Source organism: Lysinibacillus sp. FJAT-14745, from assembly GCF_001275675.1.
Lineage (GTDB): Bacteria > Bacillota > Bacilli > Bacillales_A > Planococcaceae > Lysinibacillus.
On sequence record NZ_LITM01000002.1, the window covers coordinates 119,322 to 133,314 of the forward strand.

The 13,993-nt window shown below is 35.4% G+C and carries 13 protein-coding genes; 2 read left to right on the top strand and 11 right to left on the bottom strand.

Annotated features, from left to right (window positions below; translation table 11 throughout):
* Positions 1-166: 166 nt before the first annotated feature.
* Both AMS59_RS02045 and AMS59_RS02050 read right to left on the bottom strand, forming a co-directional pair.
* Complete coding sequence (locus tag AMS59_RS02045; RefSeq protein WP_053482101.1) at positions 167-961, bottom strand: MerR family transcriptional regulator; 795 nt, start codon at positions 959-961, stop codon at positions 167-169.
* A gap of 214 nt (positions 962-1,175) precedes the next feature.
* Positions 1,176-2,051, bottom strand: a complete 876-nt coding sequence (locus AMS59_RS02050; RefSeq protein ID WP_053482102.1) for a helix-turn-helix transcriptional regulator — start codon at positions 2,049-2,051, stop codon at positions 1,176-1,178.
* A gap of 369 nt (positions 2,052-2,420) precedes the next feature.
* Between AMS59_RS02050 and AMS59_RS02055 the strand changes: the two genes are divergently transcribed.
* Positions 2,421-3,623, top strand: coding sequence for a macrolide family glycosyltransferase (locus AMS59_RS02055; RefSeq protein WP_053482103.1), 1,203 nt, complete (start codon positions 2,421-2,423; stop codon positions 3,621-3,623).
* 81 nt (positions 3,624-3,704) lie between these two features.
* On the opposite strand, the gene AMS59_RS02060 is transcribed toward AMS59_RS02055, so the two are convergent.
* The 4 genes from AMS59_RS02060 to AMS59_RS02075 all read right to left on the bottom strand — a co-directional run bounded on the left by AMS59_RS02060 (position 3,705) and on the right by AMS59_RS02075 (position 6,097).
* Positions 3,705-3,998 carry a hypothetical protein gene (locus AMS59_RS02060; RefSeq protein WP_053482104.1) on the bottom strand — a complete coding sequence of 98 codons (294 nt, stop codon included), beginning with the start codon at positions 3,996-3,998 and terminating at the stop codon, positions 3,705-3,707.
* A 137-nt stretch (positions 3,999-4,135) separates the two neighbouring features.
* Entirely contained in the window at positions 4,136-4,858 is a 723-nt protein-coding gene (locus AMS59_RS02065; protein WP_053482105.1) for an SDR family oxidoreductase, read from the bottom strand.
* 111 nt (positions 4,859-4,969) lie between these two features.
* Positions 4,970-5,704, bottom strand: a complete 735-nt coding sequence (locus tag AMS59_RS02070) for a DUF2087 domain-containing protein (RefSeq protein WP_053482106.1) — start codon at positions 5,702-5,704, stop codon at positions 4,970-4,972.
* A gap of 126 nt (positions 5,705-5,830) precedes the next feature.
* Positions 5,831-6,097, bottom strand: a complete 267-nt coding sequence (locus tag AMS59_RS02075) for a hypothetical protein (RefSeq protein ID WP_053482107.1) — start codon at positions 6,095-6,097, stop codon at positions 5,831-5,833.
* A 220-nt stretch (positions 6,098-6,317) separates the two neighbouring features.
* Here AMS59_RS02075 and AMS59_RS02080 point away from each other — a divergent pair, with 220 nt between their 5' ends.
* A complete protein-coding gene (locus AMS59_RS02080) occupies positions 6,318-6,782 on the top strand; it encodes a CYTH domain-containing protein (protein WP_053482108.1) in 465 nt (154 codons plus the stop codon).
* Positions 6,783-6,999: 217 nt separating this feature from the next.
* Here AMS59_RS02080 and AMS59_RS02085 read toward each other — a convergent pair whose 3' ends face one another.
* From AMS59_RS02085 to AMS59_RS02105, 5 genes are all read right to left on the bottom strand, one after another.
* Complete coding sequence (locus AMS59_RS02085) at positions 7,000-8,829, bottom strand: ABC transporter ATP-binding protein (RefSeq protein WP_053482109.1); 1,830 nt, start codon at positions 8,827-8,829, stop codon at positions 7,000-7,002.
* Positions 8,822-10,585 (bottom strand): ABC transporter ATP-binding protein, encoded by a 1,764-nt coding sequence (locus tag AMS59_RS02090; protein ID WP_053482110.1) that lies wholly within the window; start codon positions 10,583-10,585, stop codon positions 8,822-8,824. The genes AMS59_RS02085 and AMS59_RS02090 overlap by 8 nt, the downstream gene beginning before the upstream one ends.
* 71 nt (positions 10,586-10,656) lie before the next feature.
* Positions 10,657-11,100 carry a MarR family winged helix-turn-helix transcriptional regulator gene (locus AMS59_RS02095; protein WP_053482111.1) on the bottom strand — a complete coding sequence of 148 codons (444 nt, stop codon included), beginning with the start codon at positions 11,098-11,100 and terminating at the stop codon, positions 10,657-10,659.
* Between the two features lie 368 nt (positions 11,101-11,468).
* Positions 11,469-11,654 (bottom strand): hypothetical protein, encoded by a 186-nt coding sequence (locus AMS59_RS02100; protein ID WP_369814305.1) that lies wholly within the window; start codon positions 11,652-11,654, stop codon positions 11,469-11,471.
* A 68-nt stretch (positions 11,655-11,722) separates the two neighbouring features.
* A complete protein-coding gene (locus AMS59_RS02105; RefSeq protein ID WP_053482113.1) occupies positions 11,723-13,891 on the bottom strand; it encodes a type IA DNA topoisomerase in 2,169 nt (722 codons plus the stop codon).
* Positions 13,892-13,993 lie beyond the last annotated feature (102 nt).

Sequence of the window (13,993 nt, forward strand, 5' to 3'; positions counted from 1 at the left end):
ACGGCTGGGGTTTTTTTCTTGTCCATAGCTAGAAGCTCTTTAGAACCCCTCGCATAGCAAGGGGTTTTCAAAAGATACAAAAAAAAGGAAGAACCTCTAAATAACGGGCTCTTCCTTCATGAAATTATGTTGAATAAAGTATGCCTCCTCAGCAAAGCGAGGGGTTTCACTTGATAGGTGCATAAATCTCTAAAAATACACGTTCAAGCCCATCTTCATAAGTGGTCAGTAATAGATTTATATAAACTTGCCCCAAAAGTTCATACCCTTTTTCTAGTGCTTCGTTTCTTAAACTCGCTTCCACGTTATGATCAATACTTTTTCCAGCAGTTGACCATCTGCCATCTTCAATAATTGTATACATACATTTTGGATGGGATAGAATTTCACCTTCTATTTCTTCATCAGGGTCTTCCACTTTTCTGACAATGATAAACTTATCTTCTATAATACCGTCTTCATTGAAATTAATGACTCTTCTTAAAGATGTGAGCGTAACTGCTTTTTTTAAGCTGTCTGTATTCTTTTTTAAAGTGTCATATTCATCATATGCAGTAAAATGTTCTATCTCCCCCTTTATTTCTAGAGGCCTCATTTCCTTGATTATGTATTGTCCTGAAAACTGTTTAATTTTTTCACAATCTTCTTTTACTATTTGAAGCTTTTTTAATAGTAGTTTTTTATATTCTATTTCCAGTAAAACCTCTTGTTCTTTCTCTTCTAATAATGATTGTATTCCATCAATACTTTTACTTTTTCTTAATTCCTGGATTTTTTTTATTTCAATATCAATTTCTCTATAGAAATTTACTGTTGTTATATCATAAATATCCAAATGATTATACTTTCGATAGCCATTCTCCATATTTTGCTTTGGCTTTACTAATTCCTTTTCCTCGTAAAATTTCAAGGTATCTCTAGATACGCCTAAAAAATTTGCTACTTGCCCAATTGTGTACATGTTACTCTCCTTCTCATTGTTGCAAATTCTGCATGTCAATAACCATATAATACCTCCTCCTGGATAAGGAATGCCAGATAATACTATAACAACGAATTTTCAGAGTAAGTCCATCAGCATTCATATTCGTTAGAAGATCTTCCTCTTATATATAAAAAAAGAGCTGCCGATACAGCTCAAAATATATTAGAGTAAAGTAAATATATGTCTAGATTTATTCTTCAAATGATAGATTTGTCGGTTCTTCTAAAAGATGGTTATCAAAACTAATATGGGTTGTAGGAGTATCTTTATCAACTACCTCAAAACTAAGCCCGTCCAGCCAAACTTCCCCTGTTCCTGCTAGTAAAATACCGAACGCTATTATTGCACTGTTTTCTGGTACATCAAGAACTATAGAATATCGATTCCAACTATTTGTACCAATGATTGGTCTATCACTCATATTATCAAATTGCAAGCTGTCCTCCGATGCACTATCTACTCGCATCCATAGTCCCGAGAATTGTTTTACATTTTCAGTTTTTACAAACCCCGAGAGTTTAACTCTTTTATTTCTAAATTCATTTGCCTTAAATTGTTGCATCATTGTAGCAAATTCATCTGGTGCTTGAACCGTTTTTGATTTTAAATATCCCGATGCCTTTCCTTGATGTACATTTTTCTGATCTATTCCTATCTCATAATTATATGGATGACTCCCACTAATGAACCAGCCTTTAATTTTCTCTTCCATTATTGATTCCTCCTTGTTTTTTCTCATAGCTCTCATTACTTTTCTGTATTGCCCTGGTGGCAAACCATATAGTTTTTTGAACGCTCGTGTAAAAGATTCTTGTGACTCAAATTGATAATAGAACGCGATATCAATAATTCTTTCATTCGTATGAAGAAGTATACTTGCAGCATTTGCAAGTCGCCTCATTCGAATATATTCCGTGACAGACATTCCAACAGAGGTTTGAAAAACCCTGTGAAAATGATATCTTGATAATCCACTCACTGCATCAATATCATCTGCGGAAATTTGCTCATGTAAATGTGATTCAACCCAATTTATTGTTTTTTGAATTAGCCAATCATTTTTCAACGGTATTTCACCTCCCCTTCACTTATCATCATAACGAATAAAAATTAATGATTTTTGACTTTTTTTGCGATGTTCTTCCAAACCACAGATACTTTTACAAAACATTTCTAATTAAATTGATTTTCTACACTATTATCCAAGTGCTTTATTATTTTTATTAGTGATAAAAGTCCAATACGGTATCTCTAAGTGGCTATTTTTCCCCTTTTACTATTTCACCTTTCAATATAGCTGTTCACCTAGAAAGGATAAATGCTTAAACTTGCGAAAAGATCTCAAGCTGCTTTAACATAGTTAAGCAATGATATGTGACAGTATCCATTACTCTTACACAATCTTGAAAATATTTTTACTTAAGGAGTGGTAGAATTGGCACGTGTTTTATTTATTAACGGTGGATCAGAAGGACATATCAATCCAACTATCGGTGTTGTGCAGGAGCTAATTGCGCAAGGAGAAGAGGTCGTGTTCTTTACGATAGAAGCTTTTCGAGAACCTATTGAGAAGACTGGAGCAACCGTGCGCACATTTGACGGTCAAAAATTTATCAAAGCCTTTATTTCAGGTGGAAGAAATCATTTACTTGAGAGAGTCAACGGGCTTTTACTTACTGCAGATATCGTCATACCTAGCGTTCTTGAACAGATTAAAGGAGAGCATTTTGATTACATCATCCACGATTCTATGTTCGGTTGTGGCCATTTACTTGCCAAAATCCTTAAGCTTCCGGCAATCAATTCATGTACATCCTTTGCGCAGACTAAAGAATCATTTGATAAAACAATAGAACATCTTTCGCAAAATGTTCCAACTGAAGTTTTAACAAGGATCAATGATGATTTTCAACTCCTAACAACAAAAATTAAAGAAAAATATGATGTTGACATCAATTCACCTTATGAAGTTTTTTGTAATCCCGCACCGCTTACAATCGTTTATACAACTAGGGAATTTCAACCTTTTGGAGAAACATTTGACCAAACCTATAAATTTGTAGGTCCATCCATCTCTTCACGATTAATACAAGAAGACTTTGACCTTACTGCCATCAAAGAAAAAAGTCCCATTTACATTTCACTCGGTACTGTTTTAAATCAAGCCATTGATTTCTATAAGCTTTGTTTTAAGGCATTCGGGAATACGGAGCATACCGTTGTCATGTCTATTGGAGGTCAAACTCAACTTGATGAATTAGGAAAGATTCCTGAAAACTTCATTGTAAAAAATTATGTTCCACAAACCGAATTGCTAAAATACACCAAATTATTTATCACACACGGTGGCATGAACAGTACGAATGAAGCTCTCTATAACGGGGTTCCGCTAATCGTTATCCCACTAAGCGCGGATCAGCCGATAATTGCTCAGCAAGTTACTAACATCGGAGCAGGTATTCAATTACAAATGCAAAGTTTGACAGCAAATCAACTAAATGAAGCGGTCAATCATGTGTTAAACTCCCCTTCATTCCATAAAGCTATTGCAAACATTAGAGAATCCTTCCAAAAATCAGGTGGGTATCGCAAAGCTGTTGATGAGATTTTCAAGTTTAAAAGTCAAAACGGTATTTAAAAGCTGCCATTATTAGTGGCTTAAAAGGAGAAAAGGAGAAAAACGAAGTCGCTTTTCTCCTCTTTTTATATAAAAACTCTACTATGCCTCTCCTTGCACCACTAACCAATTCACAATTGCCGTTATTTGGAATGCAATGATTGCCGTTAAAATGGCAAGTATAGGTGCGATACTAATTGTTTGTGCTACATACATCAGATACATAACTGGTGCCAGCAATAAAATACTCGGGACTTCCCATCCGGCAACCGTTACATAATTATACACACCCTTCGCCCAATTAAATTTTAATATGATTGGTAAAATCAACAGTAAACTAATAATCGCTGGAATCGTAAATGCGTAACTAATACCTTTGAAAGTTAGACTAGTCATTACAGCCAATAAAGTTGGGATTATAAATTATAATGATATGTAAAATTCAAAGGAAATAATTATGAAATAAGCACCATTTTAAACGGCCCACATATTGAACAGAATCGTTCAACATGTGAGCCGTTTTTTATACTGAATTATACATTCATATCTGTAATAGCAGGAATATTTATTTCCTTCACACATGAAACTGGTGATAAATTAATAACACATTGAACAATGGCTACAATATCTTGTACAGGAATACGTGTACCTTTATACAACTTAATTGCTTTTTCAGCCCCTTCTTCAAAAGGTACTTCAGCAGCCAGTTCTCCTGGATTAATACACGTTACAGTGATCTTATCTTTTCTAATATGCTCGCGTAAAGCATTTGTAATGCCTCGTAAGCCGAATTTAGATGTAACAAACGAAACTTGTGCATTATTCGTATGATCTAAACCTGCTGTCGATCCTATTAAAAATATTTTTCCATTTCCCGCCTGTCTTAAATTAGGTAATAGTGCTTGGATATATGTAATTGTGGAAGTTAAATTAACATTAATTATATTTGCAATATCCCCAACTTCATCGTGATCAAACGTATAGTCATCTTCAAAACCACGCTTTTCCCATACTCCAACATTGTAAATTAATACATCAATAGCAACGCCTTGTAAAGCTTCTTTTAAAGCAGGAATATGTTGTTGACTAGATAAATCAATAGTCAACCACTTACGATTTACACCATCATTTATATCTAGGCTACTTGGTCGTGTTCGAGACACCACCCATACTGTATCCCCTTTTGTTGGTAACCCCTTTACAAATGCATCACCTAATCCTTGACTTGCTCCAAATATAATAAAGTTCTTACTCATCCAATCACCCTTTCTATATGACTACAACGTAAGTATAGTTAATATAAAAATTAGTAACAACTAATGTGATTTATAGGAATATTTAGGTTATTAGATTTATCTCTGTTCATTTTAAACCTCTTTCACCCAATACGTCGTACAATCGTCACTTCGATCTAGGAAACCATATTCAATTAAGTATCTTCTTATGGATACATAATCGCTATAAATTGGTTTTAATATCTCATTTACTTCTTTTTCGCTATATTTACGCCCTACCGCAAACTTCGTTACAATGTATTGTAATAAAATTATTTTTCGTTTTTCCTTACTTGGAAAACTTTCAATAGGACCATCTAAACCATTTTTAAAATACGTCGCTAACACTTTTTCTTTCTCGTCTACTGTTATCGCATAACGCTCATCCACCTGTGTTGCCCCCTTATGAATTGGTTCGTATACTTTTGTTGTTTCTAAAGCCTGCATAATTGCCAGAAAAACTTTAGCTTGTTTTTCTTTTTCTTTCAATTTAAATCGATGTTGTCGTATCGTTGAAATGCTATTTGCAGAAGTGCTATTAATAATGTCCTTATCTGGCGCCCCTGTTGCAAATAGCATCAGCAATTCGGTTTGGATATCTGATAGCCCTGTATACTTCTTATCTAATTGCAGTAACGCTTCAAACACTGAGTTATGTTCATTCTCGATATGGAGTTGTATAGCTTTTTTAGCCGTAAAAAAACGATTATCTATTTGGAACACTTCTTCGACATCAAATATTTCTTTACAAAAGATACATTCATAGCCATCACCTGTATTTACATATCCCTTCGATAATTCCTCTATTGTCACATCACTTATATTCATAAACAAAACCTCTCCGCGTTTATTATTTAATAAACAATATACAATAAGTTTATATATTTGTAAACGCTAATGCCATTTGTTTATACGAAAACAAAAAGAAGAATCCATTTTGACCAGGCGTGTTGATTAGGAAAAAATAAGTTTATTATTGAGCGATAAAAGGATTTTTTCGTTACCGCTTTGCCAATATATTTCCATTTTAACTGATTGTAGCGTAGGGCTACTCGACTCCCGCGGGAAAGCGAGACAGACGAGACCCTGCACGGAGCGAAGCGGAGGAAGCGACTCGACGCTCGCCCGCAGGAAAGCGAGTAGCCCGTAGCGGAAATCAGCCTCTTTGGATGTATAAAAATAGTTAATCAACACACCTGCATTTTGACAATAATCAATCAAAATAGATTCCTCTTAGTAGATAAAATATCTATCTAGCTAGAAAACATAGGCATATTCTTTTCAGTTTGTCTACAAAAAAATATATTTAAATTTAACATAGCCTATTAATTAAAAACATCTTTGACTTATAATGGATTACAATACATATATAGAATTTCTCAATTAGAGGTACATAAAGGTTCCGTTGGAGTAACTATATTTATATTGGGAGGTTATCATTTTGCAAGAAATTGAACGCAAGTTTTTAATCGGTGAACTTCCGAAGGGAATGAGTCCGTTTGAAACAAAGACAGTTTATCAAAATTACCTAACAGTGCACGGAATTGAAGAAGTAAGAATTCGAAAACAGGTGGAAGGGGGTATCGAGAAATTTGATATGTCCTACAAAAGCGGAAGTGGTATGATTCGAAATGAAATCAAATTCGATATCAGCAAAGAAGTTTTCGTTGATTTAGATAACCTAGCATTAAAGCCTGGTGTAGAAAAGTACCGAAGATTCTTCGATTACAAAGGATACGATTTAATGATCGATATCTTCGTAAATCCAGAGTTAGTTGTAGCCGAAATAGAATTCGAAAGCGAGCAACAAGCGAAAGAATTCACACCTCCATCATGGTTCGGAGAAGAAGTTACACACTTAAAAGAATATAAAACCAAAAATATCTGGAGAGGCCTTATTCAATAAGGTCTTTTTTCAGTTATATAACTTACTTTTTCATTCGAATTCAGAGCACGAATTATACATTCACTCCGCCTTGGATGATTTGGCTGCGTTATAACCCTATATATTAACCTTTTATCATATAGTCACTATTACTCCTGAAAACCCCATCAAAGTTATATCCCGTCAACAAAAAATCACCTCTAAGAATTACTAAGAGGTGATTTTTTCGTTCTTTATTTTAAGAAGCATCTTCAAACTGACTATTATATAGATCCGCATAGAATCCTTTTTCTGCAATGAGTTCTTCATGATTACCACTTTCAATAATATCTCCGTCTTTCATAACTAAAATCAAATCGGCGTTTTTAATTGTTGAAAGTCTATGTGCAATAACAAATGAGGTTCTGCCCACCATCAATTTATCCATTGCTTTTTGAATAAGCGCTTCAGTACGAGTGTCAACGGAACTAGTAGCTTCATCTAAAATAAGTAATGGTGCTTTTTTAACCATTGCCCTAGCAATCGTAATAAGCTGTTTCTGTCCTACAGATAAACTTGTATTATCATTTAAAACTGTCTCATAACCTTTCGGCAACGTTTTAATAAAGTGGTCCAAACCTACTGCCTTACAAGCAGCAACCACTTCTTCATCGGTTACATGCTCTTTGTTATAAACGATATTTTCCTTAATGGTACCTTCGAAAAGCCAAGTATCTTGCAGCACCATACAAAATAAGTCGTGAACATTCTTACGAGAAATCGACTTTGTCGGTACGTCCTCAATCATGATTTCCCCACTATCTATTTCATAGAAACGCATGAGTAAATTAACAAGTGTTGTTTTCCCAGCCCCAGTAGGTCCGACAATGGCCACTTTTTGACCGGCTTCTATATGAGCAGAAAAATCTTTAATAATAAGTTTCTCTTTCGTATAGCCAAACTTAACGTTTTTAAATTCTACATTTCCTTTGACATCTTTGGCATCTAAAGTGACTTTCTTATCACTTTCGTCTTCAAGTTCCTCTTCTTGTAAGAACTCAAATACACGTTCGCTTGCTGCGGCAGTTGATTGCAAACTTGTAGCTGCTTGTGCTAACTGAGACAATGGCTGCGTAAATAAGCGGATATATACCATAAATGAAACAATAACACCAAATGTAATAGAACCTTTCACTGTTAATGCAGCACCTACTACACACACAACAACATAACCTAAATTTCCAATAAAGATCATGAGCGGCATCATCATCCCTGACATAAACTGTGCTCGCCAAGCGCTATTAAAAAGACTTTCATTGATTTCATTAAATTCTTGCGTGGCCGCTTTTTCACCGTTATAAACCTTCATGACATTATGCCCTGAATAGATTTCTTCAATATGGCCATTTATTCTACCAAGGTCCTGCTGCTGGCGTATGAAGTACTTTCGGGATTTGGATATAATAAATGACATGAATACAAATCCAACGAAAGTTGCAGCAATGGCAGAAAGAGCCATCGTAACATTAATATAGAACATCATAATCAAAGATCCAAAGAACATAACTCCCGCAGTCACTAACGAACCAATACTTTGGTTCAAAGACTGTCCAATCATATCCACATCATTCGTGACACGACTTAACACATCTCCGTAGGTTGTAGAGTCAAAGTATTTCAATGGTAATCTATCGATTTTGTTCGAAATATCTGAACGTAACCTTTTGGAAACTCGCTGCGTAATAGTAGCCATAATAAACGCCTGAATATAATTGAATACAAAGCTCAATCCATACAAAATAGCAAGTAATAGACCAATTTTTCCTATTGCCGTAATATCAATCTCACTAGTCATGCCATTCATTATCAAATCGGTGATCTCACTCAGCTTATTAGGTCCAATGATCGTGAAAATTGTTCCTGCAACTGCCAATACAATGGCAAAGATGATCACTGGTAAATAAGGTTTACAATAAACAATCAACTTTCCCATAGGCTTTTTAAAGTTCTTTGGCTTTTCTCCAGGAGCCATCATATGACCTGGACCACCGGGACCTCTTTGGGGCTTATTTGTTTGTGTATTACTCATTTTCCAACTCCTCCTTCGATAGCTGCGAATAGGCAATTTCCTGATAAGTGTTGCAAGTTTTCAATAATTCACTATGTTTCCCCATACCGACGATTTTACCTTCATCAAGAACAATGATTTTATCAGCATCTTTAATCGTTCCAATTCGCTGTGCCACAATCAAAGAGGTTGCACCTTTCGTCTCTTTTTTCAGGGTAGAACGAAGTTGACGATCTGTTTTGTAATCTAGGGCAGAGAACGAATCGTCAAAAATAAAGATTTCTGGATTTCTATTCACTGCTCTTGCAATAGAAAGACGTTGTTTTTGCCCCCCTGAAAGATTTGTACCACCTTGGGCAATAGTCGCATCATATTCGCCATCCATTTTCTCCACAAACTCTTGCCCTTGGGCAATTTCCACCGCTTTTTTGATGTCCTCATCTGTGGATGAAGCCTGGCCGTTATCACCGTAGGCAACATTAGATTTTACCGTACCTGAAAATAATACGGCTTTTTGAGAGACGTAGCCAAGCTTATTATAAAGAGCTTCTTGTGCATATTCTTTCACATTAATGCCGTCGACTAATACCTCTCCCTCCGTAGCATCGTAAAATCTTGGGATTAAATTAATTAGCGTACTCTTACCACTACCCGTAGAACCGATAAAAGCAACAGTTTCGCCTTTCTGTGCTGTAAAGCTAATATCCTTTAAAACATAGTCTTCTGCATCAGGATATTTAAAACTAACATTACGCAGTTCGATTTCACCTTCATTTCCCTTCGGCGACGATTGTATTTCTCCATCAATAATTGTCTGCGGTGTATTTAGTACTTCATTAATACGTGCTGCAGATACCGCTGCTCTCGGCAGTAAAATGAACGTCATAGATAATAGCATAAATGCCATAACTACCTGCATCGCATAAGATGAAAATACGACCATGTCACTGAACAAACCGATTCGATCCGTACCCCCTGCATTCGAAATCAAATGAGCTCCAATCCAGTAGATAGAAAGCGTTAAACCTGACATAATCAGACTCATCCCCGGCTGCATAATGGCCATAAGGCGGTTCACAAAAAGATTTGTATCCGTTAAATTGTTATTTACTTGTTCAAATTTTTCTTCCTGATACTGTTGTGCGTTATAGGCATGAACAACACGAATACCAGTTAAACTTTCTCTTGTTACTCGGTTAAGATTATCTGTCAGTTTTTGAACAACTTTAAATTTCGGTAGCACAAAGATGATCAGGTTGCCTATCATAATAAGTAAAACAATGACAGCCACACCTGTTGCCACCGACCACTCCCAGCTCTTCCCGGTAATCTTCAAAATCGCCCATGTTGCAAGGATAGGAGCCTTGATCATAACTTGAAGACCCATTGCAACAGTTTGCTGTATTTGCGTTATATCATTAGTAGAACGAGTAATTAGGCTTGCGATTGAAAAACCATTAATTTCCTCCATAGAGAAAGATAGAGTTTTGTTAAATACTCCTTTTCGCAATTCCTTTGAAAGAGACGTTGCTACCCTTGCCGCAAAATAGCCAACAATGACTGCCAATATCATACTGCCAAGGGCACATAAAAGCATCTTCCCTCCAGCTGTCCATATCTCGCTCGTTTCGCTGCCCTCCGTTTGTACAAGGGTCGTAATTTTAGACATATAATCCGGCAACTTCAAATCCAGCCACACTTGCCCTACAATGAACACAATGCTGGCTACAATTAGCGTCCATTCTTTTGGTTTTAAATATTTAAATATTTTCAACATGTTTGCAGTCCTCCTCAATTTAGTTAGCATGCTAACTATATAGTGAAAAATAATTCAAAATAGCATCTTCTTCAAGATTCAATATTCTCTTTCATAGCATCCATTACTTCAAAAAAAACGTCAAGTTTCTCTTCCGGGATACCTGTTAGTAATTTTTGTTCAAGCATTGCTCTACGTGTCATGATACGGTCATGTATTTTCAACGCATCTTCTGTTAAGACAATTTTTTTGAGTCTTGAATCATACGGAACAGTTTGCCTTGTAATCAAACCATTACTTTCCATGGATTTTAATATTCTAGACGCAGTTGATTTGCGAATAGAAAATTCTCGTTCAAAATCTTTTTGAAACACATCTGTATCTCGATTTTTATAAAGATAACTAATCGTCCAACCGTGCATGGCAGTAAGATTATCTCTTTCCGGTAGCATCGTACATGTAGTTTGATCTAATTGCCTTCTCATTAAAAGTGATAATGTGCGCAACTCTAATCCAACTGATCTCCTATTACTCAATTTTTCTTCCTCCAATATGTTAACATCTTAACTATAGTATTTAAAAACTTGTTTAGTATCCCAGGTAGAGCATGGCGTACTTAACTCAATACATAATTTTATTCGTAAGATGCTTATACTCTTAGAAAGATGGATCATGCTCAGATTTATCTTCGTATTCAGTTTGCCATATTGTCTGCAAAAAATTCAACAAAAAAGCAAACCACTTACAAGTTATAAAAAAGTGGTTTTGCTTTCAACTTAAACGCGATTGATTGCTTTGAAATGTCAAAATAACAATGTACATTTTGTTAGTCTAACTAGGTGAAAAAACATGGCAATAAAATTAAATACTTTTAGACCCGCCAACAATCATACTATTAATTAAATTATTTCAATGGCCATTTATTATGACAATCTGGACATTGCCAATACAAAATTCTGTCAGCTTCTAACGTTGTCATCCCAATTTTCCTCGTGAAATGTGTGGTATTATACGATGTTTGTTGTTCTTTTGGTATCTCCTCGCCTTGTAAGCTAACACCACAGTGAGGACAACATTCTACACGATCCACTAACAAATCTTTCACTCCTCGAACTTACTCTAAATTTTTTAAAAAAAGAATCAACAATATACTTAATTTTAAGCCTTTTTTTCCGCAAACTCCATTTTCCAACTAAAATATTCGTTGTCTATATTTTTTTCATATTTTAAGTGAGCATCGAATTTAGACCCTTTTTTACTCGTTAAGCCTTTTACCAATACCGTTCCTTCTGCTAGCAATTTCTTCACCATTGTTTTGGTAGGCTTTTTCTTCATCGTGGCTAAAAATTTATCGTTTTTCCAGATGACAAATTTACAGCCCTTTTTCCAGTTACTGCAGCCGAAGCCTTTTTGCCCTTCGATTACGCTATGACCACATAATGGGCATTTCCCCACTACTTCAAATTTCTTCTTTGCTCGTGTTACTTTGCTGAGTGTCACATCTTCACTATTTTTAATCGTCTGAACGGCATTGACAGTAAAATTAACAATTAAATGGAGGAACTGTTCCTTCGTAAACTTTCTCTTTTCAATTTCCGATAATGTTTTTTCTAATCGACCCGTAAACTCTAAATCAAATAAATCTTTGACAGGGAATGTTTCTACTAAGTTTTTACCAAGCTCCGTACACACTAAATTTTTATTTTCCATAGTAATATAGCCGACTGTAATCAGTTTCTTTATCGTCTCCGCCCGAGTAGCCGGAGTACCAATGCTATAACCGCTTAAAATAGCCGCCATGATTTCATTACTATCTTCATTTTCAATCCCTTTACCACACGTCTCCATTACTCTAAGTAATGTTTTTTCAGTATGTTGTTTAGGTGGCGTTGTTGTATGAGCTGTAATCTTATGCTCTACAATATTTACTAGTTCATTTATATTTATTAAAGGAAGAATGACATCATTCGATTTAATGTCTTCAACCTTTTTCCACCCTTCTACTAATTGAACCTTTCCTTTAGTTGCGAACATCCCTTTTATATCACTACTATTAACCTTCGTCGTAATGCGAGTTTCTTCATATTCTGCAATAGGCATAAACTGCATAATGAAACGATTTTTTATTGCATGATAAACAATGGCTTCATCATTTGATAAAGTTTTAGGTATTACATACGTCGGTATAATCGCACTATGGCTTTCTACTTTAGAGTTGTCGAAAACACGCTTCTTTTTGGAAAACTGGATTTCATGTTCATACGGTAATCCTGTTTTCAATTTATCCAATACTTTTGCAGTCTTCTCTACTAAACTTTCCTCTAAGACGACACTTGCTGTACGAGGATACGTAATATATTTCTTTTCATAAAGGGATTGTGCCACCTTTAACACTTTATCGGAAGTCCAACCTTTAAATTTGCTTGTGATAAACCCTTGTAAATTAGAAAGGTTAAATAAATACGGCGGATATTCTTTTTTCAGTTCCACCTTTTTATCCACGATCACTGCTTTTCTATTGATTAGCGCTTGCTGTACCGCTTCTAAATCTGCCCTATTTTTAAATTTTTCTATTTTATTTTCAATATAAATACCTTCATATACGCGTCCATCATCTGTGCTAAACGTAGCAGCTAGCTTAAAGTAGTCCTCCGGAACAAAATGTTCGATTTCTTTATCCCGATCATAAATTATTTTTAAAGTAGGCAACAATACTCGCCCAATATTCAAAGCTTTTCCCGAGCCTTTTTGGTATTTCAATGTAGCTACAGAGGTTAAATTAATGCCGATCATCCAGTCAGCCCATTGGCGGCTAATACCTGCATCTTGAAGGGGTTTCATCTCACTATTAGGCATAATTTTTTCTAACCCTTTAAGAACCTCCTCAGCCGTCCATTCATTTAAAAGAAGACGGTACACCGGCTTTTGACTATTAAGCTGATAAATGATACTATCTCCAATAATTTGTCCCTCTCTATCAAAGTCACACGCAGAAATGACCATTTGAACATCTTGTCGCTTCATTAAACTATTAATGATTCTCAGCTGTTTTCTCGCTCCAAAATCTTCTTTCCCTCTTTTTTTAGGATCCGTCTTCACCTTGTAACGAAAATTCTCGGGGATAAATGGAAAGTTCTCCATCTGCCACTTTTCCATCTTTTTATCATAATCTTTGGCATCAAAAAGCTGCAAAAGATGGCCGAAAGCCCATGTAATTACATAACCATTTCCTTCAAAGAAACCATCTTTTTTGTTTTTAATTTTTAAAGCATCTGCAATGTTCTTCGCTACGGATGGCTTTTCTGCAATAATTAATCTAAGTCCCATTTATGGCTCAACCTCCCTTGTTTTTTATGTATGTGGTAAAGTCTTGCTCGACTTTTTATTTAAGTTAAACAAGTAAGCGTCAAATAATATCACATCATAAAA